This window comes from Bradyrhizobium sp. SZCCHNRI20481 (genome assembly GCF_032485055.1).
In the GTDB taxonomy this organism is placed as follows: domain Bacteria; phylum Pseudomonadota; class Alphaproteobacteria; order Rhizobiales; family Xanthobacteraceae; genus Bradyrhizobium.
The window spans coordinates 131,763-156,313 of sequence record NZ_JAUEUE010000003.1 but is presented as its reverse complement, the minus strand read 5'-3'; the positions used below and the strand labels follow the sequence as shown (position 1 = coordinate 156,313).

The 24,551-nt window shown below is 65.9% G+C and carries 22 protein-coding genes; 9 read left to right on the top strand and 13 right to left on the bottom strand.

The window, feature by feature from the left end; translation table 11 throughout:
• Nucleotides 1-5 precede the first annotated feature (5 nt).
• The 3 genes from bfr to QX132_RS05395 form a co-directional block, all read right to left on the bottom strand.
• Nucleotides 6-491, bottom strand: coding sequence for a bacterioferritin (gene bfr, locus QX132_RS05405; protein ID WP_316160314.1), 486 nt, complete (start codon nucleotides 489-491; stop codon nucleotides 6-8).
• 120 nt (nucleotides 492-611) lie between these two features.
• Nucleotides 612-896, bottom strand: a complete 285-nt coding sequence (locus QX132_RS05400; RefSeq protein ID WP_316160313.1) for a bacterioferritin-associated ferredoxin — start codon at nucleotides 894-896, stop codon at nucleotides 612-614.
• Nucleotides 897-1,084: 188 nt separating this feature from the next.
• Nucleotides 1,085-1,342, bottom strand: coding sequence for a hypothetical protein (locus QX132_RS05395; protein ID WP_316160312.1), 258 nt, complete (start codon nucleotides 1,340-1,342; stop codon nucleotides 1,085-1,087).
• 181 nt (nucleotides 1,343-1,523) lie between these two features.
• Between QX132_RS05395 and QX132_RS05390 the strand changes: the two genes are divergently transcribed.
• Together QX132_RS05390 and QX132_RS05385 are read left to right on the top strand one after the other, a co-directional pair.
• Nucleotides 1,524-1,862 (top strand): hypothetical protein, encoded by a 339-nt coding sequence (locus QX132_RS05390; RefSeq protein ID WP_315738586.1) that lies wholly within the window; start codon nucleotides 1,524-1,526, stop codon nucleotides 1,860-1,862.
• A gap of 215 nt (nucleotides 1,863-2,077) precedes the next feature.
• Entirely contained in the window at nucleotides 2,078-2,359 is a 282-nt protein-coding gene (locus QX132_RS05385; protein ID WP_008964967.1) for a hypothetical protein, read from the top strand.
• Between the two features lie 82 nt (nucleotides 2,360-2,441).
• Here the strand turns inward: QX132_RS05385 and QX132_RS05380 are convergent, their stop codons facing one another.
• The 3 genes from QX132_RS05380 to ettA all read right to left on the bottom strand — a co-directional run bounded on the left by QX132_RS05380 (nucleotide 2,442) and on the right by ettA (nucleotide 6,135).
• Nucleotides 2,442-3,629 (bottom strand): lytic murein transglycosylase, encoded by a 1,188-nt coding sequence (locus QX132_RS05380; protein WP_316160311.1) that lies wholly within the window; start codon nucleotides 3,627-3,629, stop codon nucleotides 2,442-2,444.
• A 132-nt stretch (nucleotides 3,630-3,761) separates the two neighbouring features.
• Complete coding sequence (locus QX132_RS05375; RefSeq protein ID WP_316160310.1) at nucleotides 3,762-4,340, bottom strand: TIGR00645 family protein; 579 nt, start codon at nucleotides 4,338-4,340, stop codon at nucleotides 3,762-3,764.
• A 145-nt stretch (nucleotides 4,341-4,485) separates the two neighbouring features.
• On the bottom strand, nucleotides 4,486-6,135 hold the full coding sequence (gene ettA, locus QX132_RS05370; protein WP_315755321.1) for an energy-dependent translational throttle protein EttA: 1,650 nt from the start codon (nucleotides 6,133-6,135) through the stop codon (nucleotides 4,486-4,488).
• Nucleotides 6,136-6,439: 304 nt separating this feature from the next.
• On the opposite strand from ettA, the gene QX132_RS05365 reads away from it, so the two are divergent.
• Together QX132_RS05365 and QX132_RS05360 are read left to right on the top strand one after the other, a co-directional pair.
• Nucleotides 6,440-6,658, top strand: a complete 219-nt coding sequence (locus QX132_RS05365) for a hypothetical protein (protein WP_315738590.1) — start codon at nucleotides 6,440-6,442, stop codon at nucleotides 6,656-6,658.
• 124 nt (nucleotides 6,659-6,782) lie between these two features.
• Complete coding sequence (locus tag QX132_RS05360; protein WP_315738591.1) at nucleotides 6,783-7,745, top strand: D-2-hydroxyacid dehydrogenase family protein; 963 nt, start codon at nucleotides 6,783-6,785, stop codon at nucleotides 7,743-7,745.
• An 81-nt stretch (nucleotides 7,746-7,826) separates the two neighbouring features.
• On the opposite strand, the gene QX132_RS05355 is transcribed toward QX132_RS05360, so the two are convergent.
• Nucleotides 7,827-9,062 carry a L,D-transpeptidase gene (locus tag QX132_RS05355; protein WP_315775960.1) on the bottom strand — a complete coding sequence of 412 codons (1,236 nt, stop codon included), beginning with the start codon at nucleotides 9,060-9,062 and terminating at the stop codon, nucleotides 7,827-7,829.
• A 363-nt stretch (nucleotides 9,063-9,425) separates the two neighbouring features.
• On the opposite strand from QX132_RS05355, the gene QX132_RS05350 reads away from it, so the two are divergent.
• Nucleotides 9,426-10,448, top strand: a complete 1,023-nt coding sequence (locus QX132_RS05350) for a hypothetical protein (protein WP_316160309.1) — start codon at nucleotides 9,426-9,428, stop codon at nucleotides 10,446-10,448.
• Between the two features lie 14 nt (nucleotides 10,449-10,462).
• On the opposite strand, the gene sseA is transcribed toward QX132_RS05350, so the two are convergent.
• The 3 genes from sseA to QX132_RS05335 form a co-directional block, all read right to left on the bottom strand.
• Entirely contained in the window at nucleotides 10,463-11,320 is an 858-nt protein-coding gene (gene sseA / locus QX132_RS05345; RefSeq protein ID WP_315796690.1) for a 3-mercaptopyruvate sulfurtransferase, read from the bottom strand.
• Between the two features lie 107 nt (nucleotides 11,321-11,427).
• Nucleotides 11,428-11,841 carry a rhodanese-like domain-containing protein gene (locus tag QX132_RS05340; RefSeq protein ID WP_315796689.1) on the bottom strand — a complete coding sequence of 138 codons (414 nt, stop codon included), beginning with the start codon at nucleotides 11,839-11,841 and terminating at the stop codon, nucleotides 11,428-11,430.
• Between the two features lie 120 nt (nucleotides 11,842-11,961).
• Entirely contained in the window at nucleotides 11,962-13,137 is a 1,176-nt protein-coding gene (locus QX132_RS05335; protein ID WP_315755313.1) for a VWA domain-containing protein, read from the bottom strand.
• A 115-nt stretch (nucleotides 13,138-13,252) separates the two neighbouring features.
• Between QX132_RS05335 and QX132_RS05330 the strand changes: the two genes are divergently transcribed.
• Nucleotides 13,253-13,498, top strand: a complete 246-nt coding sequence (locus tag QX132_RS05330) for a GlsB/YeaQ/YmgE family stress response membrane protein (protein WP_316160307.1) — start codon at nucleotides 13,253-13,255, stop codon at nucleotides 13,496-13,498.
• Nucleotides 13,499-13,595: 97 nt separating this feature from the next.
• On the top strand, nucleotides 13,596-14,438 hold the full coding sequence (locus tag QX132_RS05325; RefSeq protein WP_315717852.1) for a MoxR family ATPase: 843 nt from the start codon (nucleotides 13,596-13,598) through the stop codon (nucleotides 14,436-14,438).
• Between the two features lie 33 nt (nucleotides 14,439-14,471).
• Here QX132_RS05325 and QX132_RS05320 read toward each other — a convergent pair whose 3' ends face one another.
• On the bottom strand, nucleotides 14,472-14,855 hold the full coding sequence (locus QX132_RS05320; protein ID WP_315738598.1) for a response regulator: 384 nt from the start codon (nucleotides 14,853-14,855) through the stop codon (nucleotides 14,472-14,474).
• Entirely contained in the window at nucleotides 14,848-18,546 is a 3,699-nt protein-coding gene (locus QX132_RS05315; protein WP_316160305.1) for a PAS domain-containing protein, read from the bottom strand. Before QX132_RS05315 ends, QX132_RS05320 begins: the two co-directional genes overlap by 8 nt.
• Before the next feature lie 238 nt (nucleotides 18,547-18,784).
• On the opposite strand from QX132_RS05315, the gene QX132_RS05310 reads away from it, so the two are divergent.
• Nucleotides 18,785-20,296, top strand: coding sequence for an ATP-binding protein (locus tag QX132_RS05310; protein WP_315738600.1), 1,512 nt, complete (start codon nucleotides 18,785-18,787; stop codon nucleotides 20,294-20,296).
• A gap of 45 nt (nucleotides 20,297-20,341) precedes the next feature.
• Here the strand turns inward: QX132_RS05310 and QX132_RS05305 are convergent, their stop codons facing one another.
• Complete coding sequence (locus tag QX132_RS05305; RefSeq protein WP_316160303.1) at nucleotides 20,342-22,471, bottom strand: phosphocholine-specific phospholipase C; 2,130 nt, start codon at nucleotides 22,469-22,471, stop codon at nucleotides 20,342-20,344.
• Nucleotides 22,472-22,748: 277 nt separating this feature from the next.
• On the opposite strand from QX132_RS05305, the gene QX132_RS05300 reads away from it, so the two are divergent.
• Nucleotides 22,749-24,341 (top strand): ATP-binding protein, encoded by a 1,593-nt coding sequence (locus QX132_RS05300; RefSeq protein WP_315775954.1) that lies wholly within the window; start codon nucleotides 22,749-22,751, stop codon nucleotides 24,339-24,341.
• Nucleotides 24,342-24,551: the final 210 nt, after the last annotated feature.

Genomic DNA, 24,551 nt, shown 5'->3' with positions numbered 1-24,551 from the left:
CGACGTCAATGCTCGCTCACGAGGCCGCCGACGTGCTTCTGCGTGTAAAGCTCGAGACCGATCCGGTTGATCAGGTCGAGCTGGGTCTCGAGGAAATCGATGTGATGCTCCTCGTCCTTCATCAGTTGCTCGAACAGGTCGCGCGACACGTAGTCCTTCACGCCATGGCAATAGGTTGCGGCTTCCTGATACAGCGTCCGCGCGCCGATCTCGGCGGCGAGATCGCACTCGATGATCTCCTTGACGTTCTGGCCGATGCGCAGCGGATCGAGCACCTGCATGTTGGGGAAGCCGTCGAGGAAGAGAATGCGGTCGGTGAACTTGTCGGCGTGCTCCATCTCCTCGATGGATTCCTTGCGCCAGACCTTCGCCATGTCGAGAAGGCCCCAATTGTTCAACAGGCGATAGTGCAGCCAATATTGGTTGATGGCAGTCAGCTCGCTGCGCAATCCCTTGTTGAGATATTCGATGACCTTGGGGTCGCCCTGCATGGATAAGCTCCGAAAAAGTTAGAGGCCGCAGGCGCTCAATAACAGGTTCGAAGTGCGGAGACGACCCCCGTTCATGTGCATTTTTAGGGCGGAAAGCACGCGACCGAGGGCAAACGCCTGTCAGCAGGCGGCGAGCGCGAACCGGCTCTGAAGGTCGTCATCGATCGCCTGCACCGACGCCGCCCCATGATGGTGGCCGTGTTGACAGCCAACCTGGCAGGAGCGGGCGCAGGGACCCAGCGCCTCGTCGATGATCGTCTTGATCGTGCGCGCACAGCGGCCGCATTCCGCGCTGCACCCCAGGCAACCGTAGACCTGCTTGGGGTTCCGCGGCAGTTCGTCCGCAGACTTCACCGCGTTGCGGATGTCGTGATCGCTGATGACGTTGCAGGAACAAACAATCATGAGAAACCGGCCAATCGTCCTTGGTCAGGTATCGATAGTCATCCGCAGCTACCCGCGCAAAGGGAAAACGGCGCTTTTGAAGCGATTCCAATTTCCAGATCAATCTAGAACGACTCCAACTATGCGAGCTTGCCGCAGATCAAAGTCGTCGCCGGACGACCATCGAGTGGCGATCGAGCAGCCGGAACTCAGTCGCCACCACCCCCGTCGCCTCCACCACTGTCGCCACCGTCATCCCCGCCATCGATCGGGTTTCCCACGACGTCTGACGAGGTATTGGAAAACCAACTCGCAAGTCCGATCCCCTGGCCGTCGTGCGATGAGCTGCCGGAATTGCTGATGGTGGTGTCGGTGGAAGAGCGGCGGCGGTTGGGCCCGCGGTCGGCGCGAACCAGCAGCGCGTAGCAGATGGCCGAGGTCAGTCCGATCGCCACGACGATCGTCATCGTGGGAGTCACGCCTGCTCCGAACCGAGGCCAAATTTTGTGCACTGCAACATTGAACGCATCCTGGAGATGGGTCGTCCAATGGAACGCGCCCGTTCATTGATCATTCAAGCGGGATATGTGAACCTGCCGTATCGCTTGATGCGCGATCCGCCGACTTGGAGTGAGAGAGGTTAAGGTCATGAAGAAGACTCTTGCGGCCCTGGCCGCCGTCGCGACGCTGTCGACCGCAGCGCTGGCCCCTGCTCCTGCTGAAGCGCGCAATGGTCGTGTCGCCGCCGGTGTCGCTGCCGGCCTGCTCGGCGGCGCCCTCATCGGTGGCGCCATCGCTGCGGGCAGCAATCCCTATTATTACGGGCCGGGTTACTCCTACTCGCCAGGATATTCCTACGGGCCGGGCTACTCCTATTACGGCGGGCCTGCCTACGTCGCCGATCCCGGCTATGCCTGCTATTGGCAACGCCAGCGCTTCTGGGACGGCTACGGCTGGCGGCTTCGCCGCGTCCGCGTTTGCGAGTGATCGTTCACCTTCATTAATTCCATGACCTTGCACCGGAATTTCGAGAACGGCGGCCTCCACGGCCAGAAAAAACCGTTTTTCCGTCGCATCAGGTCGGACAGAGTTTACGAAGGGTTGACGGATTGTCGTGTTTTCTCACGATGCTGACGGCCCCTGATCGTGCGTGAATCACCAACCTGGTGCCCGCGAGGGCGCCTTCCAGGAGATCTCGGAACATGAAGAAGATCCTGACCGCAGTGCTTGCGGTTGCGACCATCGCCGGTTCGCTGAGCGTGACGGCACCAGCCGCCAAGGCTGGCGACGTGGGTGCCGGCGTGGCTGCCGGCCTGATCGGCGGCGCCCTGATCGGCGGCGCGATCGCGTCCAGCCGCCCGGCCTATGGTGGTCCGGTCTATGTCGAAGCCCCTCCGCCGGGCCCGCCGCCGTGCGTGTGGCGCCGTGAGCGCTATTGGGACGGCTACGGCTGGGTGTCGCGCCCGGTTCGCGTCTGCTACTGATCCTGACGACGCATAGCGTTGCAGCAAGCCCGGCCCTGCGGCCGGGCTTTTTGCTGCCGGCCAACCCGCTGAATTCGGTCGATCAGCGCGCGGCGTCGATCGCCTGCAGCACCGACTCGCTCGGCCAGCAGTCGACCTTCAGGCCCGCCTTCTTCTGAAATGCGCCGAGCGCGGCGCGGGTCTGCATGCCGGCCTTGCCGTCCAGCTTGTCGCCGTAGAGACCGAGCCGCGTCAGGCCCTTCTGCATCGCCTCGACGTCCTTGCTCCGAAGCTGCTTCGACGCCGCCCACGGCGTCGCGAACGGGGCCGGGCTCGTCATGCGGTCCGCGAGGTGGCCGACGAACAGCACGTAGAGATCGGAGAAATTGTACTCCTTGATGACGAAGTAGTTCGCCGTCGTCAGGAAAGCCGGACCATAGATGCCCTCAGGCTGCAGCAGCGACGCCGGCTGCCGCTGCTCGGCGGCGCTCAGCCGCTGGCCACGCACCGGGACGAAGCCGGCCCGCAGCCATTCGCCGATCGGCTTCTTCACCTCCGGCACACCCATCGCGCAATCGACATTGGCAGGCGGCTTGACCTCGTAGGCCCAGCGCACGCCGCGCTGCCAGCCCTTGTTCGCAAGCTGCAGCGCCGCCGAGCCCAGCGCGTCCGGCACCGAATGCCAGAGATCGACCTTGCCGTCGCCATCGAGATCGACGCCGTGCTTGTAGTACTCCGACGGCAGGAACTGGGTGAGCCCGACCGCCCCACCCCATGAGGCCCTGAGATCGCCGCGCGACACGACACCGTCGCTCAGCATCTTCAGCGCCATGATGAACTCGGTGCGGTACTGGTCCTTGCGCCGGCCGACATAGGCCTGCGTCGCCAGCACGCGGAGCGCATCGTAGGGCAGCGCATAACGGCCGAAATCGGTTTCGCGGCCCCAGATCGCGAGCACAACCGGCCCCGGCACGCCGAAGCGGCGTTCGATCTCGGCGAGCGCCGAACGATATTGCTGGATCAGCTTCTCACCATGCGCGGCCAGCCGCGCGATCGACGCTTCCTTGATGTAGTCGGCTGGCACCTGCACGAACTCGGCCTGCGCCGGCGCCCCCGTCGCGGGCCGGCCGGGCAGCAGCAGATCGGGAAGCTTGTAGTCAGGCTCCAACCCCCGCGTCTCGGCCTCGAATGTCGCGCGGGAGACGCCCTGCTCCTTGGCTTCGGGCCAGAGCGAGTTGACGAACTCCGTGAAGGCGGCGTCGGTCGCGCTCGCTTGGCCATCGCCAAACATGCAGAGCACCAGACCGACGAGAACGAGCCTGCGCAAACGGAGTAGCAGCTGCCGAGCCATCCGATAGGGCTAGCACAGCCCGCGGCCGTTGTGAACGTCAGCAGACCGCGCGGCGGAACTCGAGGTTGCCGCTCAATGCCCCGCCTGCTTCGCCTCTTCGATCGCGGCATTCGACAATTTGTCGACCACGGCGATGCCGATCGCGGAGAGGATGAAGACCGTGTGGATGATCGTCTGCCACATCACGCCGGTCTCGGTGTAGTTCGACTTGCCCGACGAGAGCGCGCCGGCCTCGATGAAGGTGCGGAGCAGATGAATGGAAGAGATGCCGATGATGGCCATCGCCAGCTTGATCTTCAGCACGCTGGCATTGACGTGGCTGAGCCATTCGGGCTCGTCGGGATGGCCCTGCAGATTCAGCCGCGACACGAAGGTCTCGTAGCCGCCGACGATCACCATCACGAGCAGGTTCGAGATCATGACCACGTCGATCAGGCCGAGCACCGCGAGCATGATCTGCTGCTCGGAGAAATCGAAGGCGTGAGCGAACAGGTGCCAGAGCTCCTTCAGGAACAGCACGACATAGACGCCCTGTGCGATGATCAGCCCGACATAGAGCGGTAGCTGCAGCCAGCGCGAGCCGAAGATCAGCATTGGAATGGGGCGCAGCGCTCCGCCCTTGGAGGACAGGGGCGCGTCGGGGGAAGACATGATGGGATTTTCTCGCGGCTGGATGGGATTGCGGAACGACTATCTACGCAATCACGTCGCACATGGAAGCGACAACTGGCCGCAGCCTGGGCGCGACGCTTTGTCCCGGAACGAAGACAGCGTCGCGCCTTGCGATGTCCTGAGATCAGCGCGTCAGCTTCTTGTACTTGACCCGGTGCGGAATCACGCTGTCCTGGCCGAGCCGGCGCATCTTGTCCTTCTCATAGTCCTGGAAGTTTCCTTCGAACCATTCGACATGGCTGTCGCCCTCGAAGGCCAGCATGTGGGTCGCGATACGGTCGAGGAACCAGCGATCGTGGCTGATGATGACGGCGCAGCCGGCGAAGTCCTCCAGGGCCTCTTCGAGCGCACGCAGGGTATCGACGTCGAGATCGTTGGTCGGCTCGTCGAGCAGCAGCACGTTGGACCCGGACTTCAGCATCTTTGCGAGATGCACGCGATTGCGCTCACCACCCGACAGCGCGCCGACCTTCTTCTGCTGGTCGGCGCCCTTGAAGTTGAACGACGAGCAATAGCCGCGCGAGTTGACTTCCTTCTTGCCGAGCAGGATCAGCTCGTTGCCGCCGGAGATCTCTTCCCACACTGTCTTGTTGCCATCGAGCGCGTCGCGCGACTGGTCGACATAGCCGAGATGCACGGTCTCGCCGATGGTGATGGTGCCGGCGTCCGGCTTCTCCTGCCCGGTGATCATGCGGAACAGCGTGGTCTTGCCGGCGCCGTTCGGGCCGATCACGCCGACGATGCCGCCGGGCGGCAGCTTGAAGGTGAGATTGTCGATCAGCAGGCGATCGCCGAAGCTCTTGGTCAGCCCCTCGAAATCGATGACGTTGTTACCGAGCCGCTCGGCCACGGGAATGATGATCTGCGCGGTCTGGGTCTGCTTCTCGCTCGCCTTCTTGAGCAGCTCCTCGTAGCGCTGGTAGCGCGCCTTGGATTTCGCCTGGCGGGCCTTCGGCGACGCCGCGATCCACTCCTGCTCGCGCGCCAAAGTGCGCTGGTGCGCCGCGTCCTCGCGGCCTTCCTGCTCCAGCCGCTTCTGCTTCTGCTGCAGCCAGGACGAGTAGTTGCCCTCGTAGGGGATGCCCTTGCCGCGGTCGAGCTCGAGGATCCAGCTGGTGACGTTGTCGAGGAAGTAGCGGTCGTGGGTGACGATCAGGATCGCGCCCGGATAGTTGCGCAGATGGCCTTCGAGCCACGACACCGATTCGGCGTCGAGATGGTTGGTCGGCTCGTCGAGCAGCAGCAGCTCGGGCTGGTCGAGCAGCAGCCGGCACAGCGCGACGCGGCGACGCTCGCCGCCGGACAGCTTGGCGACGTCGGCATCGTCGGGCGGACAGCGCAGCGCATCCATCGCCTGGTCGACCTTGCTGTCGAGATCCCACAGGCCCTGCGCCTCGATCTCGTCCTGCAGCTTGGTCATCTCGTCGGCGGTCTCCTCGGAGTAGTTCATCGCCAGCTCGTTGTAGCGATCGAGAATCGCCTTCTGCTTGCCGACGCCGAGCATGACGTTCTCGCGCACCGTGAGCTTCGGGTCGAGCTGCGGCTCCTGCTCGAGATAGCCGACGCGGGCGCCCTCGGCGACCCACGCCTCGCCGGTATAGTCCTTGTCGATGCCGGCCATGATCTTGAGCAGGGTGGACTTACCGGAGCCGTTGACGCCGAGCACACCGATCTTGGCGTCCGGGTAGAACGACAGATGGATGTTATCGAGCACCTTGCGTGTCGGGTAGGTCTTGGACAGACCCTGCATGAAGTAGACGAACTGGCGCGCCATCGCGTGTCCCTTGAAGCCTGCCGGAATTTTCGGAAAATGGTTGCCGCTGATGTAACCGCGCGGTCCCCAAAGGGCAACCGGCGAGCCGGTCCTGACCGGAACAAATGCCGGGAGAATCACGGTCGTTCCTGCGCCGGGACGGGCCTCCCGCCCACGGACGAATACGGGTCCGTCACCTTGTGTGTGGCGGATCACGACAATTGCAACCATCTTTTAATTAATTCGGCGGGACACTCGGTCTCGGCCCGCAAGACCCGCGCGCCCAAGCGGCAAAAGCCGCGACCGACAACAGCGAGAGCCCGTCATGGCAGCCTTCACCTCAGCCTCCCTGCCCGCTCCGGCGGCCCACCGCAACGACCGATCCGGGATCGTCGACGAGATCCGCGGCTTCTGGCGCGACTTCGTCACGCGAGCGTTCAACCCGTACCGACCGGAGCTGCATTACATGCGTGGCCCCGGCCCCGCCTGGCGCGCCAAATACGGCCATGACGCCGCCTTCCGGCTGAAGACCCGCCTCGACTGATATCGCCTGGTTCCGCGTCACAGCGGGACGACGCCTTGCGCACCCAGCCCTTTGCGCGCAAGCATGGCTCCATTCCCGACGGCATTCATGATTGCCGCCGTTTCCCGATGAATGGACCTTGCCGATGACACGGCTGCGCTGTGCGATCCTCGACGACTATTACGATACGGCCCTCTCATTGGCCGACTGGCCCCGGCTGGCCGACAGAGTGGATGTGACAGCTTTCACACAGCCGTTCGGCAACGAGGAAGCGGCCGCCGGCGCGCTCACCGATGCCGACATCATCTGTGCGATGCGCGAGCGGACGCCATTGCCGCGCTCCCTGATCGAGCGGTTGCCGAAGCTGAAGCTCCTGATCACCTCGGGCATGCGCAACGCTGCCATCGACATGGAGGCCGCCAAGGCGCGCGGCATCATGGTCTGCGGCACGCAATATGGCCGTGACCCCACCGCACCGCTCACCATGGGCCTGATCCTGGAGCTGACCCGCAGGATCGGCCAGGAGAACGCCCGCATGCATGCCGGCGAGCCTTGGCAGGCGCTGGGCGGCGTGGAGATCGAGGGCAAGACGCTGGGCGTGATCGGGCTGGGCAAGCTCGGCACCAAGGTGGCGGAGCTCGGCAAGGCGTTCGGCATGAACGTGATCGCCTGGAGCCCCAACCTGACGCCAGACCGCTGCAACGCGGCGGGCGTCGGCTACGCCACCAAGGAGGAGCTGTTCGCGACCGCCGATGTCATCACCATCCATGTCGTGCTCAGCGACCGCTCACGCGGGCTGGTCGGCCCCGCCGACCTCGCGCGGATGAAGCCGACCGCCTACCTCGTCAACACCTCGCGCGCACCGATCGTCGACGAGGCCGCGCTGCTGCAGGCGCTGCGCGACAAGCGCATCGCCGGCGCCGGGCTCGACGTGTTCTCGGTCGAGCCGCTGCCGGTCGCCCATCCGCTGCGCGGGCTCGGCAACGTCGTGATCACGCCGCATCTCGGCTACGTCACCGAGGAGAGCTTTCGGGCCCATTACGGTCAGATGGTCGATTGCATCGCCGCCTGGCTCGCCGGGTCCGAGCCGCCGCGCCGGCTGGCTTGAGGCAGGCGAGAGCGGCTCACAAAGCAAAACACCCTCCGCGAGGAGGGTGTTTCCAACGGGCTCAGCTCGGGCAAACGCGCCTCAGCGGATCGTGACCGGCGGCGGCAGCGGCTGCATGTTGGCCGGCTGGCTAGCCGGCACGGCCGCCTGCGCCTGGACAGGCGCCTGAGCCGGTGAGGCCGCGGCGGCAGCCATGTTCTTGCCGGAGCCCGGAGGTGCACCGCCCGGCATCACGACCACGCGGGTGCCGACCTTGACCCGGTCGAACAGGTCGGCGACGTCGTCGTTCAGCATGCCGATGCAACCGGACGACACGAACTTGCCGATGGTCGACGGCTGGTTGGTGCCGTGGATGCGGTACACGGTCGAGCCCAGATACATCGCGCGGGCGCCGAGCGGATTGCCGGGACCGCCGGCCATGAAGCGCGGCAGATAGGGCTGGCGCTCGATCATCTCGCTCGGCGGATACCAGTCCGGCCACTCGGTCTTCTTGGTGATCTTCTGCACGCCGGTCCAGGTGAAGCCTTCGCGGCCGACACGTACGCCGTAGCGCATCGCCCGGCCGTTGCCGAGCACCAGATAGAGATAGGTGTTGGGCGTATCGACGACGATCGTTCCCGGCGGCTCCTTGGTGACGAAGTCGACCTCCTGCCGGCGCAGGTTCGCCGGCAGCGGCGCCGGCGCCGCATCGGGTTGTTCCTCAGGCGGCAGAGCTGCCACCGTCATCGGCCGATCGCCGGCGGCCGGAGCCTGTGCGGCGCCCGCGACGGCGGGAGCGCCACCGACGGCGCCGGGCGGCCGCGGCGCACCGGAGTCGCCACCAGGCGCGCTGTTGCCGTAGGCGCCACCATAAGCCTGTTGGCCGGAGGCGGGACGATCACCGTAGATCACCGGGGGCGGACCAGCCGGACGGCCGTAACGTGGATCATCCGGGGACATCACGGGGCCGTTCGGAGCTGCTCCATAGACCGCTGCACCGGCCGGACGCCCATATCGGGGATCGTCGGGAGAAAGGATGGGGCCGGTCGGAGCAGCAGCGCCATAGACCGGCGCATTGGCTGGACGACCGTAGCGCGGATCGTCCGGCGAGATCACCGGGCCGGGCGGCGGCAGGGCCGCGGAATTGCCAGGCGCATCCTCGTCGTCGAGCGCGTCGAAATCCTGCCCCTGCCCGCGCGCATCGGCCGGGTAAGGCGTCGGCGCCGGTGAATACGCTCCAGGCGCGGTCTGATAGACCTGCTGTGCCTCGGCAAACGAAGCTGCCGTCACGCCCGCTGCCGCGACCGCGCAAACCGTCAGGATTTGTCTGATCATCATCGCCCTTGCAGTATCCCCAAGCCGCCGATTGGGACCTTTGCTGTGCCAGATGGCCGAAGATAGCGGCGCATTCAAGACAATTCCGGCCAGAGCGGCCCGACTTCGGCAATTTGTGATCATGTCTCCGTCGTTGCACGGAAGTCTCACGCCGCCGAAAAAGTGCAGCGGAGCCCCCGCAGGCCCTATCGATGCCGTGATTTGCCGAGCGGGCGGGAACACTTCCGGTATTCTGACGTGAGCCTGATTCGCGATGCACGGCAGAAGCCGGCCTCGTCGCGGACGCGGCTATTCCCTGTGATCACCGCGTTCCCTACTGGCTCGAATGTCTCGGCAGTCCCGCTGCCGTGGCGAGAGTTACCGTCAATGCTTCCCGGCTTTCGTTTTCTGGTCGCCGCGATCGTCTGTTCCATTTCTCTCACCATCTTCGGCATGGGCGCTGCGGCTCTGTTGCGCGCCGCCCATGAGCAGTTCGCCAGCAACGCGTCCTGGCGCACGACTCAGGCGTCGGGCTTCACGACGTTCCTACCGCCGGCCGAACCCACGCCGGTGCTCGCGGTGCTGCGGGTGGATTCGATTCCGACACCGCCGGTGACGCCGCCGCCGGTCGTGGCCGATGCTGCCCCGGCAACGTCCGAACAGCCGAGCGCGCCGTCGACGGCGGCGCCGCTCACAGAAGCGCCCGAAGTGACCCCCGTTGCGGTGGCCACCGATCTGCCGACGCCCTCGCTGCCGGCGGAAACGGTCGACACGTCCCGCACCTCCGCCATTGTCGCGACCGCGTCCGCGACGAATGACCGGATCGAGAGCATCAAGCCGGAGCGCTCCATTCCGGACACGACCGCTTCGATCGTCGTTCCGGTCGAAAAAGCGTTCGACAAGCCGAGCATGGACAGCTCGCCCGAGACTGCAGCGACCGCCCCGCCGCGGGCGTCGCGTGAAGCTGCGGCAGCCGTGGTGGCACCGCCGCCGCCAGCTCCTCAGATCCTCGCCAGCGCCGATCCGATGATGACGACCGTAGCCGCCGCTTCAACCGCGCTCGCGCCCGTTCCGGCGGTGCTTGACCCGATCGCCGCCAAGCTCGCCGCACTGGCCGAACAGCCGGCTCATCAGGAGCGGCCCGCCGCCAGCGAGCATCGTGCCTCGGTGAAGGTCGCGAGCATTCAGTTGCGCCGAAGCATCCTCAAGAAGCGCCAGGCCCGCGAGAAGCAGATCGCGGCGCGCCGCGCCAACCAGCGGCGCATCGCACAGCGGCTCCGGTCGGCACGCCAAGCTGCTGCTGCTGCTGCTCAGCAACAACAGGCCGCATTCCCCGATCCGTTCGGGCAGCAGCCGTTCGGTCAACCGCAGGCGGTCAGCCAGCAGGCGGCCGGGCCGCGCACACGGTAAAGAAGAGCCGCCGATCAGGCTGGCCCGGTCGCAACCGGCGGTCCGTTCTCGATGCCCCACTCCGACCACGAGCCGTCGTAGAGCGCGGTGTCGCGGATGCCGAGACGATAGAGCGCCAGCGTGAGCACCGCCGCCGACACGCCGGAGCCGCAGGAGGTCACGATCGGCTTGGCGAGATCGACTCCAGCGGCGCCGAATGCCTCGCGCAACTGGTCGAGCGGCCTCATCACGCCGGTCGTCGCGTCGAACAACTCCGCATAGGGCAGATTGCGGCTGCCGGGGATATGGCCGGATCGGAGGCCGGGCCGCGGCTCGGCGACCTCGCCCGCGAAGCGCGGCGCCTGCCGTGCATCGATCACCTGCTCGGCATTGCCAGCGAGATTGGCAACCATCTGCTCGATCCGGCGCACGCGCGCGGCATCGAATTTCGCGCTGTAGGTGCCGAGCGCCGCCGTGACCTGTCCGCTCTCGACCGGGCGTCCCTCCGCCATCCACTTCTTCAGCCCGCCGTCGAGCACGCGCACATCCGTGTGGCCGAATGACAGGAACATCCACCAGGCGCGCGGCGCGGCGACCCAGCCGCCGGAATCATAGACCACTACCGTATCGCCATTGCTGACGCCGAGCCGGCCTGCGTCGCGGCCGAACTGCTCGGCGCTCGGATACATGTGCGGCAGCGGATTGGAATGGTCGGAGATCTCGTCGACGTCGAAGAACACCGCGCCGGGGATGTGCGCCTTCAGATAATCGTCCTTCGGCAGCGGCAGCACACCCGGCATCTTGAAGGTCGCGTCGAGCACCTTCACCGAGGGATCGCCCAGATGCGCAGCGAGCCAGTCGGTGGAGACGAGAGGGTCGTTGGGGGTGGTCATGCGTGGCTCCGCGGTCACTTTCGGTCCTCATGGCCGGACTTGATCCGGTCATCCATCTTCTTCAAGCGATGGACACGCGGGTCAAGCCCGCGCGTGATGGGCAGCGATCAATCCTTCTTCTTGGGCGCCCAGGCCTCGACCGGTCCGCCGGCGTCCCGCCACGCCGCGAAGCCGCCGCCGATATGGGCGACCGGTTTCAGGCCCATGTCCTGCGCGGTCTTGGCAGCGAGCGCAGAGCGCAGGCCGCCAGCGCAGTGGAAGATGAACGTCTTGTCCTCTTGGAAGATCGCCTTGGCATAGGGGCTCTGCGGATCGATCCAGAACTCCAGCATGCCGCGCGTACAGGAGAACGCGCCGGGGATCCTGCCCTCGCGCTCGATCTCGCGCGGATCGCGGATATCGACGATGACGACGTCATCGCGCTTGGCAGCCTCGATTGCCTCAGCCGCAGAGAGCGTGGCGATCTCGGCATTGGCTTCGTCGAGCAGCGCCTTGATGCCGCGGGTGATGGTCTGGGGCATTCTCTCGTTTCCTCTTGGCGTCATTCCGGGCCGATGCGAAGCATCGAACCCGGAATCTCGAAGTGGCAACGCAATGTCGGGATTCCGGGTTCGCCCTTCGGGCGCCCCGGAATGACAGCATCACCGCACCAGTTCCTTCATCGCCGCTTCCAGACCCTCGATCGTGATCGGATACATGCGCTCGGAGAAGATGCGGCGGATGAGGGTGGTGGACTCCGAATAGTCCCAGTGCTTCTGCGCCACCGGATTGAGCCACACCGCGTGTGGATAGGTGCGGATGACGCGGTCGAGCCACACCGACCCCGGCTCTTCGTTGACGTGCTCGACCGAGCCGCCGGGCACCATGATCTCATAGGGCGACATCGAGGCGTCGCCGACGAACACGACCTTGTAGTCGTGCGGGTACTTATGCAGCACGTCCCAGGTCGGCGTGCGATCGGTGAAACGCCGCTTGTTCTGCTTCCATACGCCCTCATAGAGGCAGTTGTGGAAGTAGAAATATTCCATGTGCTTGAATTCGCTCTTGGCGGCCGAGAACAGCTCCTCGACCTGCGCGACGTGGGAATCCATCGAGCCGCCGATGTCGAAGAACACCAGCACCTTCACCGCATTGCGCCGCTCAGGGCGCATATGCACGTCGAGATAGCCGTGGTTGGCGGTCTCGCGGATCGTGGTGTCCAAGTCGAGCTCGTCGGGCGCACCGGTGCGGGCGAACTTGCGCAGCCGGCGCAGCGCCACCTTGATGTTGCGGATGCCGAGCTCGACATTGCCGTCGAGATCCTTGAACTCGCGGCGGTCCCACACCTTCACCGCGCGGTTGTTGCGGTTCTTCTCCTGGCCGATGCGGACGCCTTCGGGATTGTAGCCATAGGCGCCGAATGGCGAGGTGCCGGCGGTGCCGATCCACTTGCTGCCGCCCTGGTGACGGCCCTTCTGCTCTTCCAGACGCTTCTTCAAGGTCTCCATGAGCTTGTCCCAGCCCATGGCCTCGATCTCTTTCTTCTCTTCCTCGGTGAGATATTTCTCGGCCAGCTTCTTCAGCCATTCCTCGGGGATTTCGGCCTTCTCCATCGCATCGAGCAGGTTCTCCAGCCCCTTGAATACGGTACCGAACACGCGATCGAACTTGTCGAGATTTCGCTCGTCCTTCACCAGCGCCGTGCGCGACAGATAGTAGAAATTCTCGACCGAATGCTCGGCGAGGTCGGCGTCGACGGCCTCCATCAGCGTGAGATATTCACGCAAGGAGACCGGGACCTGCGCGTCGCGCAGCGCTGTGAAGAATTGCAGGAACATGCCCATTAGATCGCGCGGCCGGGAGGGCACGTCAAGGGCCGCTCCACGCCCCGCGCTGGACCCGCCCGCATTTTGCTCTACAATCCCTGGAACAACAGGCGAAATGGGGGCTTTCATGGGTATCATTGCAGCGCTGATCATCGGCGCCATCGCGGGCTGGCTGGCAGGGCTGATCGTGCGCGGCGCCGGTTTCGGCCTGATCGGCAACATGGTCATCGGCATCGTCGGCGCGCTGGTCGCAAGCTACGTGCTGCCGGCACTGCACATTGCGCTCGCCAGCGGCACGCTGGGGACGATCCTGGACGCCACGATCGGCGCCGTCATCGTGCTCGTGATCCTCTCATTGATCAGGCGCGCTTGATTATTTCTGCTTCCGATGGCAGCCATCATCTCAAGGCCGCAGCGGCGTTGCCGCTGCGTAGCCACTCAACACAAGTTCGAACGATGAGCGAGACGCGATGAAATTTACCGGCACCCAGGACTACGTCGCCACCGACGACCTCAAAGTGGCCGTCAATGCGGCGATCGTGCTCGAGCGCCCGCTGCTGGTGAAGGGCGAGCCGGGGACGGGCAAGACCGTGCTGGCCGAGGAAGTCGCAAAGGCCGTCAACGCGCCGCTGCTCACTTGGCACATCAAGTCGACCACCAAGGCGCAGCAGGGCCTTTACGAATACGACGCGGTGTCGCGGCTGCGCGACAGCCAGCTCGGCGACAGCAGGGTGTCCGACATCAAGAACTACATCAAGCGCGGCAAGCTGTGGGAGGCCTTCACGGCTGAGCAGCGGCCGGTGCTCTTGATCGACGAGATCGACAAGGCCGACATCGAGTTCCCGAACGACCTGCTGCTCGAGCTCGACCGGATGGAATTCCACGTCTACGAGACCAACGAGACCATCAAGGCGAAGCTGCGCCCGATCGTCATCATCACGTCCAACAACGAGAAGGAGTTGCCGGATGCGTTCCTGCGCCGCTGCTTCTTCCACTACATCAAGTTCCCCGATCCGGATACGATGGGCCGCATCGTCGACGTGCACTTCCCTAACATCAAGAAGCGTCTGGTCGAGGAGGCCCTGCGCATCTTCTTCGAGGTCCGCGACGTGCCCGGCCTGAAGAAGAAGCCGTCGACCTCCGAGCTGCTCGACTGGCTCAAGCTGCTGCTCAACGAGGACATCGGACCCGAGCAGTTGCGCGAGCGCGATCCGCGCAAGCTGATCCCGCCGCTGCACGGTGCGCTGCTCAAGAACGAGCAGGACGTGCACCTGTTCGAGCGGCTCGCCTTCCTCAGCCGGCGCGAGGTGTGAGGCGCCCGGCTCAATCCGACGGGGCCGAACGCGTCATTGCGGCGCCGTCCTCTCGATCAGGCGTCCGAGCGCGCGCATGATCCCATCGACGGCAATCGGCTTCTCGCAGCGGAGGATCTTCGAGAAGCGGTCCGGAATGACCGATTCGTCGTAACCGGTGGTGAAGACGAAGGGCACGCCGCGCTCGACAAGCAGATCGGCGACCGGAAACGCCATGTCGCCGCGCAGGTTCACGTCGAGAACGGCGCCTTCGATCCGCCCCTCGCGTTTGATCAACGCGAGCGCGTCAGGGACGGTTCCGACCGGGCCCAGGATCGTGCCACCGGCGCCGCCGAAGGCGCAGCGCAGCTCGTCGGCAAGCATGTATTCGTCCTCGACGATGAGGATATGACGGTCGCGAAGCGAGCGTTCAGGCATGCTCATCGAGCTCCAGTGTGGTGAGCGAAACGGGAATCGATATCGTGCAACGGACACCGTCGGATTCGAAAGTGTATGAGGTCCTCGCGCTGAGCTGATAGGGCAAGGCCTGTTCGATCAGCTCGCGCCCTTGTCCGGTGCCGCGGGGCATCGTGGCTGGCGGCGGCATGTCGACGCCGCTCTCGCGCCACTCGATGTGCAGCCAGGGTCGTCCCTCCGCGCCTTCGCACTCGAGCGACCAGCCCACGCAGAGCCGGCCGGACGGCTGCGCCAGCGCACCATACTTGACCGCGTTGGTGGCGAGCTCGTGCAGCGCCATGGCAAGGGTCTGAACCGTCGACGACCGCAGCCGAACGCCGGACGGCCCCGAAAGCTCGATGCGCTCGGAACCGCCGGCGACAGCAGACAGCTCGCTGCGGATCAGATCGTCGAAGGTGACGCGATCATGCTCCTTGAGGCGCGACAGCAGGCCCTGGGCGCGCGACAGCGTATCCAGCCTATCACGGAAGCGGGCGCGAAAATCGCCGAGATCGGTGCTCGCGCGCGCCGTCTTGTCGGCCATCGAGCGGACCACGCCGAGCAGGTTGCGGGTGCGATGCTGCAGTTCGGCGACCAGCACCTTCTGCCGCTCCTCCCATTCGCGCCGCTCGGTCACGTCGACCATGGCGCCGGTCATGCGGATCGGTCGTCCTGCATCGTCATAGAAGAAGCGCCCACGGCCGTACAGGCAGCGAATTGCGCCGCCCGGATGCACAACACGAAACTCGCTGACATATTCCTGGTGCGCCTCCATCGCGCGGTGAAGCGCGGCTTCGGCTGCGGGACGATCGTCGGGATGGATGCGCGCGGCCCAGACCTCGTAGCTCGGGGTCAGTTCGCCAACACCATAGCCTTCCATGCGAAAGTGCTCGTCCGACCAATACACCTCGCCGGTCGCGACGTTCCAGTCCCACAGGCCGAGCCGCCCCACCTCGACCGCGCTGCGCAGGCGCTCCTCGCTCTTGCGCAACTCCCGTTCGGCCTTGTTCTGCTCGGAGATGTCGCGCGCCGTTCCGAACCACTCGATGATCTCGCCGTTGCGCCCGAGAATGGGGATGGCGCGCGAATGGATCCAACCGAGGCTGCCATCGATCCGGATGACACGGTGCTCCAGCTCGAACATGCTCTTCGTCGCAACGACCCTGCTGATCGCCGCCATCACCTGCGGCTGATCGTCCTGATGAATGTATTTCGCGAGCCAGCCCTGGCTCGGCTTCATCGTATCGGCAATGAAGTCCTTGCCCTGCAACTGGCGCATCTCCCGCCAGTCAGGACTCATGCGATAGACGACGTCGGAGCTCGCCGTCACGAAAGCGCGATAGCGCTCCTCGCTGGCACGCAGCCGCTCCGTCGCCTCGGCACGCAGCCGGGCCATCTTGAGATGCGCCTCGACGCGCGCCAGCAGTTCACGCGCACTGAACGGCTTGATGAGATAATCATCCGCACCGGCCTCCATGCCTTCGACGCGGCTCTCTTCTGCGGCCCGGGCCGACAGCAGGATCACCGGGATGGTGCCGACCTGTTCATCGGCGCGCAGCCGGGCGAGCAACTGCATGCCATCGATGCGCGGCATCATCACGTCCGACAAAACGAGGTCGGGTTTGTCGCGGGCGATGGCTGCGAGCGCGGCTTCACCATCGGCGACGGTCTCGACATCGTAGCGCGCTGCGAGCAGGCGGCGGACATAGTCGCGCATGTCGGCATTGTCGTCGGCCAGGAGGATGCGGGGGCGCGGCCCGGCCCTGTTGGCGGAGGGGGCGGGGACGTCGATGTCCCGAACGGCATGCGCATCGAGCGGCGGCGTATCCGGCAGCCAGCGCAACGCCTCCTCGATGAAGGGGCGCTCACCGCGGAACATCGGCTCCTGCGCTGGCGCCGCGTCGACCTGGTCGGACGGCAGATGGCTTCGTCCCCTGGGAATTCTGACTACGAACGTGCTGCCCTGCCCGGCTTCGCTGGTCGCTGCGACGGATCCACCGTGCAACTCGGCGAGCTCATGCACAAGCGCGAGCCCGATGCCCGAGCCTTCATGGGTGCGGCCGCGCGCGCCGGCGACGCGATGGAAACGGTCGAAAAGTCGCGGCAGCTCGTGCTGCGGGATGCCGGTTCCGGTGTCCTTCACGCTCAGCTCGAAATGACGATCGCAGGTGACGAGCCGGACCTCAATGTCGCCCGTGAAGGTGAACTTGAACGCGTTGGACAGCAGGTTGAGGACGATCTTCTCCCACATTTCGCGATCGACATAGGCCGGCTCCGGCAGCGGCGGGCAATCCACGATCAGCCTGAGGCCGGCGGCCTCGATCGCCGAGCGGAAGGTGCTGGCGATCTCCGCGGTCAGGCTCGCGAGGTCGACCGGCGCGTAGACCGCCTGCATCCTGCCGGCCTCGATCCGCGAGAAATCCAGCAGCGTGTTGACCAGCTTGAGCAGCCGCAAGGCATTGCGCTGGGCGATTTCCAACCGGTCGCGATCCGCCGGCGGCAAGCTCTGCGACCGCAGCAGGACATCTTCGAGCGGACCGAGCATCAGCGTCAGCGGCGTGCGAAACTCGTGGCTGACATTGGCGAAGAACGCGGTCTTGGCCCGATCGATCTCGGCGAGCGTCTCGGCGCGGCGCCGCTCCTGCTCATAGGCCAGCGTCTCGGCGAAGGCGCTGCCGAGTTGAGCGGCCATCAGATCGAAAAAGCCCTGGTGCTCGGCATCGAGGGCGCGGCGCGGATTGACGCCACAGATCAGGATCGCCGTCGCCTGCTCCCGGCCCGTGGCAACCGGCAGCGCAAGCGCCAGCTGTGGCGGCTCGGGCCATGCGCCGGTCGGCACGCCGGCAAATTTCGCACGATCCAGCACGACGCGAATCGGTGCCGCCGCACGCGCCGCCTCCCGGATCGGCCACAGCGCGCCTCCGTTGCCGTCGAGGGCAATCTGCGCCGGCGCGATCGCGCTGTCCGGCTGCACCCCCGCAGCGCTCAACAGCCGTGCCGATCGCTGGTCCTCGCTGAGCTGGTAGATCACCGCAAACGGGACGTCATGCGGATTCTCGGCGAGGACATCGGTGGCTTCGCGACAAGCGTGGGCCAGACTGTCGGCACGGCCGCGCGCGGCGAGATCGCGCAAGGTCCGCATGCGGCGCTCGCCCACGACCCGGGCCGTCGTCTCGATGACGGGGGTGAATACGCCGCCGACGCCGCCGGTCTCATCGCGAATCGGCGAATACGAGAACGAAAAATAGGTCTCTTCGAGGTAGCCATGGCGGTCGATGAACAGCGGCATGTCGCGTGAGCGGGTCGCTTCGCCAAGCCCAACGACCTGCCGCAACATCGGGCTGATGACCTCCCAGATCTCGGACCATACCGCGCGCCCCGGTGCCCCCAGCGCGGCGGGATGCTTCTGCGAGCCGAGGATCGGGCGATACTCGTCATTGTAGAGCATGACGAGCTCCTGGCCCCACCAGATCAGGATCGGGAACGCGCAGTCCAGGCAGGTGCTGACCGACGTGCGCAACGACTGAGGCCAGCTCTCGGGCGGCCCCAACGGCGTCCGTGACCAATCATGGATGCGCATGAGCGCTCCCATCTCGCCGCCACCCTGCAGGAAGTCGGCCCCGCGCGCGAACGCCTGAAACGTTGCGCGACCGGCATCCGAATGCTGGTTCACTCCTGGTCCCTTTTGGCCCCTTTTTCGCCGCACAGTATCGCGAAATGCGCGCGGGCGCCAAGCACGGGCCCGAACGAGCGACAAGCGCATCGACGGGGAACTCGGCGGCGAGGCGGGTTCCATCTGTCCATCCACAGCCGATCTCGCAATTTGGGACAGTCCGCCGCAAACGCTCGACGTGCGCGCCTGCGCTTGTTAAGCGCCAGCCTCTGCGTGAGGCGGGGTTGAGTCGGGGCACATGACGGTTGCGATCGAGATGGGGCAGACGGCGGCGGGATCGCCTGCAGCTCTCGACCTCGAGGAACTCCTGGCGACCCGGCTCCTGGTGCAGGGCAATTCCGGCTCCGGCAAGTCGCATCTCTTGCGCCGCCTGCTGGAGCAGAGCGCGCCCTGGGTGCAGCAGACGATCATCGATCCGGAGGGCGACTTCGTCACGCTCGCCGAGCGATTCGGCCATCTCGTGATCGCGGCCGAGGATCACACCGAGCGCGCGCTGCAGGTCGCCGGCGAACGGGCGCGGATGCATCGCGTCTCGACGGTCCTCAACCTCGAAGGCCTCGATGCCGAGAATCAGATGCGGCGCGCGGCCGCCTTTCTCAACGGCCTGTTCGAGATCTCCCGCGACCATTGGTACCCGATGCTGGTCGTGGTCGACGAGGCCCAACTGTTCGCACCGGCCGTCGCGGGCGAAGTCTCCGACGAGGCCCGCAAGGCTTCGCTCGGCGCGATGACCAACCTGATGTGCCGCGGTCGCAAGCGCGGGCTGGCGGGGGTGATCGCGACGCAACGACTGGCGAAGCTCGCCAAGAATGTCGCGGCCGAGGCCTCGAACTTCCTCATGGGCCGCACCTTCCTCGACATCGACATGGCCCGCGCCGCCGACCTGCTCGGCATGGAGCGGCGCCAGGCCGAGGCGTTCCGCGACCTCGAGCGCGGCCAGTTCATGGCGCTGGGCCCTGCGCTGTCGCGCCGGCCGCTGGGCCTGCGCATCGGCCCGACTGACACCAAGCCGCGCAACGCGACGCCGCGGCTGATGCCGCTGCCGGAGGCCTCGCTCGAGGACGCCCGCGCGGTGATTCTCGCCGCACCGCCGCCCGAGACGAACGCGAGGCCGCAGCGCAAGCCGCAGCCCGAGCTGCTCGACCAGTTGATGGCGGCGAAGTCCGCCGCGCTCGAACTGCGCCCCGAACCGCCGGCGCCCGCCGTCAGCGAGGAGGAGCTCGCCGAGCGCCGCGCCCGCGTCGAGCGCGTGCTGCGCGCCGTGCTGGCCGAGCCCGACGCCGGCTTCCGCGCCGTCGGCGTGCTGTACCAGGAGTTCGTCGTGCGCTGCCGCATCGAGGGGCTGGGCACGGCGGTGCCCGACCTCAACGAGTTCCGCCGCATGCTGACGCGCGCCCGCGCGGGGCTCGGCGGCGACGAGACGGCCGACGACGCCGGCTGGCGGGACGTCACGCTGCGCGCCTCGCTGCTCCCTGAGGACATGCAGGGCGTGTTCATGATGATCGCCCGCGCCGCCAAGGACGGGCGCCCCTGCCCGAGCGATGCCGCGATCGCCCGCGCCTATGGCTCGCACTCGTTGCGCCGGGCGCAGCGCCTGCTGACCTATATCGAGGACCAGGGCCTCATCGTCTGCCAGCTCGATGGCGCCGGCCGCCGCATCGTCACTTTGGTCGAACTCGCCTGGGCCACCGCGCCGGGTGATCCCAATGCCGACGACGCCGAGCAAAGTCTCGTCACCTCATCATCTTGAGGATGCGCCCGGATCGCTCCGGGCGCATCCCGATATCGTTCGCGATCAGGTCGCGGCGATCCTGCCCATCGCCGGGTCGCTGATGCTGGGCCGGCCGTTCTCGACATGACCCGCGAGCTGCCAGTTGAAGTTGGCATCGGTATCAGTCGTGACCGTCAGATCGTACCAGCCATGGGTCTGCTGCAGGCGAACCCGCGTCTCGAGCCGCTGTCCGCGCTGCAGGCGGTGCCGCTCGCTGCGTCCGGTGTAGTTGTCGGCCAGCGTCACGACGCAGCTCGCCCCCTTGTTGGTGAGCGCGATCGCAAGGCTGCGCGAATCGTCGCCATCGTCCCAATCGCAGAGATGGACGGTGTCGACATCGACCAGCGCGGCGGTGGTGGCGACGCCGCCCTTGAAGTGGCGGAAGAAGCCGTTCGGCCCGTACACCGACAGATCGTACTGGCCGGCGCTGGCCGCAAGGTCCCATGCGCCCCGCAGCGACTTGCCGGCCTCGACGGTGTAGCTCCACGGTCCGGCCGCGGTGTTGCCGGAGCGGACGTGGAAGCAGACGCCCGCCTGCCCCGGATTGACGAAGCGGATCGCAAACGTCCTGTGCGCGGCGTCGGCATCGCCGTCGACGCGGAGATCGTAGGGCAGCGCGCGCGCCGGGCGAATGCCAGGCTCCTGCTGCGGCATCACCTGCTTGGCCGGCGGAACCGGGTGATAGTCGTCGAAACGCGCACCGGAGGTGATGTCCGCGACCGGCGGCTTGAAGCCGGCCGTGCTCGGCAGCGGTGCCATGCCTTCGTTGGGCGAGGTGAAGTTGAACGCCGAGGTGAGATCGCCGCACACCGCGCGCCGCCAGGCCGGGATGTTGCTCTCGAACAAATCAGGCGCCTTGTGATGGAAGCGGCGCTCGATGAAACGGATCACCGAGGTGTGATCGAACACTTCCGAGCACACGAAGCCGCCGCGCGACCACGGCGACACCACCAGCATCGGCACGCGCACGCCAAGGCCGTAGGGACCAGCCACGTGGCTGCCGTCGCCGTTGAAGAGGTCCGTGCTCACATCGACGGTCGACTGGCCCCAGGCCTGCGACATCGCCGGATACGGGCCGACGACATGGTCGAAGAATCCGCCGCCTTCGTCGTAGTTGATGATCAGCGCGGTCTTGCTCCACAGTTCCGGATTCGACGTCAGGATGTCGAGCACCTTGGAGATGTACCAGGCGCCCGGCCCCGGCAGCCAGTTCGGATGCTCGCTGAACGCTTCGGGAGCTGCGATCCACGACACCTGCGGCAGCGTGCCGTTGCGCACGTCGTTGCGCAGCCCGTCGAACAGGTTCTCGAACGTGCCGCCCTTGGCGATGTTGCTGCCGCGCAGCGCCTTCTCGTACAGCGGGCTGCCCGGCTGCGCGTTCTGATACTGGTGGAAATACAGCAGCGAGTTGTCGCCGTAATTGCCGATCCACGGATTCTGGGTCCAGCCCCAGAAGCCTTCCGCCGTCAGGCCGAGACCGATGTCCTGGTAGACCTTCCAGGAGATGCCGGCCTTCTCCAGCCGCTCCGGGAACGTGGTCCAGTCGTAGCCGGCTTCCGCATTGGTGATGACCGGGCCGCCGCCCTTGCCGTCGTTGCCGTCCCAGCCGGTCCACAAGTAGTAGCGGTTCGGATCGGTCGGGCCCATCACCGAGCAGAAATACGAATCGCACACCGTGAAGGCGTCCGCGAGCGCATAGTGCCAGGGCAGATCCTGCCGATTCATGCAGGTCATCGTCGTGGTGCCCTTGTTGGCGATCCACTTGTCGTAATTGCCGTTGTTCCAGGCCTTCTGGCCGTCGTTCCAGCCATGCGCCACGTCCTCGACATAGACCTGGCCGGCATTGTCGACGCGGAACGGCATCACCGATCCCGTGCCGCCCGGCTGCTGCCACACCGGGTTGCCGTTCGGCAGCTTCACGGCGCGCGGATCGTTGAAGCCGCGCACGCCGCGCATCGCGCCGAAGTAATGATCGAAGGCGCGGTTCTCCTGCATCAGCACAACGATGTGCTTGACGTCCTCGATGCTGCCGTGGCGGTTGAACGCCGGAATGGCATGCGCGCGCTCGATGCTCTGGCCGAGGGCCGCGGTCGCAGCCGACGCTCCGAGCAGCCGCAGGAACTCGCGCCGGTTGTGCGCGATCGTGTTCGACATCTCGTTCATTCCCCATGGTGATGACGGTGTCGAGCGACTTAGGTCGGCGCGTTAACAGCCGCGTGACCGGCCGGTAAAGGATGTGTGGCAGGCTTTTGACGCCGCGCGGCGGTGCGGCATTCGCGGCGGCGCGAAGGCGCCCTGCCGCGATCCGCGTCGAAGCCGCCATTGCCCTTGCGCCAGAGGCGAAAAGCTGAATGATCCGTTCGGGTTGAGACGACGACAGGCCGGGCCGCCACCGGGTTTGGCGCGTTGCGTTTTTGAGGATGATTTGCATATGCCGACGTTGACGGTGCAAGCGGCGGGTCTGCAGGGAGCGCCGGTATGGATATGGCTGCAGGTCGTGTCCAACGGACTGGTCGCCAGCGCCTTCTTCACCATCGCCTTCGTGGTCGGCACGTTTCTGCGGCGGCGTTGGCGCGACGTGATGTTCCGCGGCATCGTCGGGGCGCTTGCGACTTTCGTGGCCGTCGTCGGTGTCACCCGCGTGCTCGCGATCGTCGATCTCTGGGTGCCGACCTCGACCATCACAGGGATCATCAACGTCTTTCTCGGCGTGACCTCGATCGGGATCATCGTCGTCATGATCAAGATGCTGCCGCAACTGCTGGTGCTGCCGACGCGCATCACCTTGCAGAAGGCCTATGCGCAGCTCGAGGAGGAGATCCGGCAGCGCCGCGCCGCGGAGGCGATGGTGCGGCGATTCCAGGAGATCGAGGCCAACGAGGCCCAGGTCCGTCAGGCACAGAAGATGGAGGCGATCGGCCAGCTCACCGGCGGCGTCGCGCACGACTTCAACAACATCCTGACCGTCATCACCGGGACGATCGAGATCCTCGCCGATGCGGTCAAGGACAAGCCCCAGCTCGCCGGCATCGCCGGCATGATCAGCGCCGCCGCCGAGCGCGGCGCCGATCTGACCCGGCACCTGCTTGCCTTCTCGCGCCGCCAGCCGCTGCAGCCCCGCGCCACCGACATCAATGCGCTCGTCGTCGAAGCCGGCCGTCTGCTGCGGCCGACGCTCGGCGAGCAGATCGAGATCGAATCGATGCTGGCCCATGACAGCGCGCCGGCGCTGATCGATCCGAGCCAATTGTCGACGGCGATCCTCAACCTCGCGCTCAACGCGCGCGACGCGATGCCGGACGGCGGCAAGCTGACCTTGGAGACCAAGAACGTCACGCTCGACGAGCACTACGCGCAACTGAACCGCGACGCCAAGCCCGGAAGCTACGTCATGATCGCGGTCAGCGACACCGGCCAGGGCATTCCCGCCCCGCTGCTCGACAAGGTGTTCGAGCCGTTCTTCACCACCAAGGACGTCGGCAAGGGCTCGGGTCTCGGCCTCAGCATGGTCTATGGCTTCGTCAAGCAATCGAACGGCCACGTCAAGATCTACAGCGAGGAAGGCCACGGCACGACGGTCAAGCTCTATCTGCCGCGGGCCGCGAGCGCGCCGGAGCCGCCGGCGGCCGAGCCCGGCCGGCCGGCTGTCGCACAGGGCGACGAGACCATCCTGATCGTCGAGGACGATGCGCTGGTGCGCGACTACGTCGTGGCTCAGGTGCGCCGTCTCGGCTATCGCACGCTCGCCGCGAGCAACGCCGCCGAGGGCCTGGCGCTGATCGACAATCCGGAACGGATCGACCTGCTGTTCACCGATGTCATCATTCCAGGCGGCATGAACGGCCGCCAGCTCGCGATCGAGGCCGAGAAGCGCCGTCCCGGGCTGAAGGTGCTCTACACATCGGGCTACACGGAGAACGCGATCGTGCATCATGGGCGGCTCGATGCCGACGTGCTGCTGCTCGCCAAACCCTACGTCAGCGCCGATCTTGCGCGCATGATCCGCACTGCGCTGGAGGCGTGAGACTGACATCGGTCGTTGCGGTCGCGCGTCCGACATCTGATCGACGTTTCCAACAGCCCATCCTCGCCATGTCTGTCATCACCCGCGAAGCCGGGCGTGACGGCGGAGCTTGTAGAGGCTCATGCTGATCTCACATCCGCCCATTCTGCTCATGAGTACACGCTCTCGCAGCTGATGAGGCCCGAGTGATGCGGCGGTCACGTCCCCTCC

Coding starts and splice junctions, on each gene's coding strand:
- QX132_RS05320 (WP_315738598.1), bottom strand. CDS start 14,855: ATGCCTGAACGCTCGCTTCGCGACCGTCATATCCTCATCGTCGAGGAC.
- QX132_RS05310 (WP_315738600.1), top strand. CDS start 18,785: ATGACGGTTGCGATCGAGATGGGGCAGACGGCGGCGGGATCGCCTGCA.
- QX132_RS05305 (WP_316160303.1), bottom strand. CDS start 22,471: ATGTCGAACACGATCGCGCACAACCGGCGCGAGTTCCTGCGGCTGCTC.
- QX132_RS05340 (WP_315796689.1), bottom strand. CDS start 11,841: ATGCCCCAGACCATCACCCGCGGCATCAAGGCGCTGCTCGACGAAGCC.
- QX132_RS05380 (WP_316160311.1), bottom strand. CDS start 3,629: ATGTTTGGCGATGGCCAAGCGAGCGCGACCGACGCCGCCTTCACGGAG.
- sseA (WP_315796690.1), bottom strand. CDS start 11,320: ATGACCACCCCCAACGACCCTCTCGTCTCCACCGACTGGCTCGCTGCG.
- QX132_RS05395 (WP_316160312.1), bottom strand. CDS start 1,342: ATGACGATCGTCGTGGCGATCGGACTGACCTCGGCCATCTGCTACGCG.
- QX132_RS05330 (WP_316160307.1), top strand. CDS start 13,253: ATGGGTATCATTGCAGCGCTGATCATCGGCGCCATCGCGGGCTGGCTG.
- QX132_RS05300 (WP_315775954.1), top strand. CDS start 22,749: ATGCCGACGTTGACGGTGCAAGCGGCGGGTCTGCAGGGAGCGCCGGTA.
- QX132_RS05390 (WP_315738586.1), top strand. CDS start 1,524: ATGAAGAAGACTCTTGCGGCCCTGGCCGCCGTCGCGACGCTGTCGACC.
- QX132_RS05385 (WP_008964967.1), top strand. CDS start 2,078: ATGAAGAAGATCCTGACCGCAGTGCTTGCGGTTGCGACCATCGCCGGT.
- QX132_RS05335 (WP_315755313.1), bottom strand. CDS start 13,137: ATGTTCCTGCAATTCTTCACAGCGCTGCGCGACGCGCAGGTCCCGGTC.
- QX132_RS05360 (WP_315738591.1), top strand. CDS start 6,783: ATGACACGGCTGCGCTGTGCGATCCTCGACGACTATTACGATACGGCC.
- QX132_RS05325 (WP_315717852.1), top strand. CDS start 13,596: ATGAAATTTACCGGCACCCAGGACTACGTCGCCACCGACGACCTCAAA.
- QX132_RS05365 (WP_315738590.1), top strand. CDS start 6,440: ATGGCAGCCTTCACCTCAGCCTCCCTGCCCGCTCCGGCGGCCCACCGC.
- bfr (WP_316160314.1), bottom strand. CDS start 491: ATGCAGGGCGACCCCAAGGTCATCGAATATCTCAACAAGGGATTGCGC.
- QX132_RS05400 (WP_316160313.1), bottom strand. CDS start 896: ATGATTGTTTGTTCCTGCAACGTCATCAGCGATCACGACATCCGCAAC.
- QX132_RS05375 (WP_316160310.1), bottom strand. CDS start 4,340: ATGTCTTCCCCCGACGCGCCCCTGTCCTCCAAGGGCGGAGCGCTGCGC.
- QX132_RS05355 (WP_315775960.1), bottom strand. CDS start 9,062: ATGATGATCAGACAAATCCTGACGGTTTGCGCGGTCGCGGCAGCGGGC.
- QX132_RS05350 (WP_316160309.1), top strand. CDS start 9,426: ATGCTTCCCGGCTTTCGTTTTCTGGTCGCCGCGATCGTCTGTTCCATT.
- ettA (WP_315755321.1), bottom strand. CDS start 6,135: ATGGCGCGCCAGTTCGTCTACTTCATGCAGGGTCTGTCCAAGACCTAC.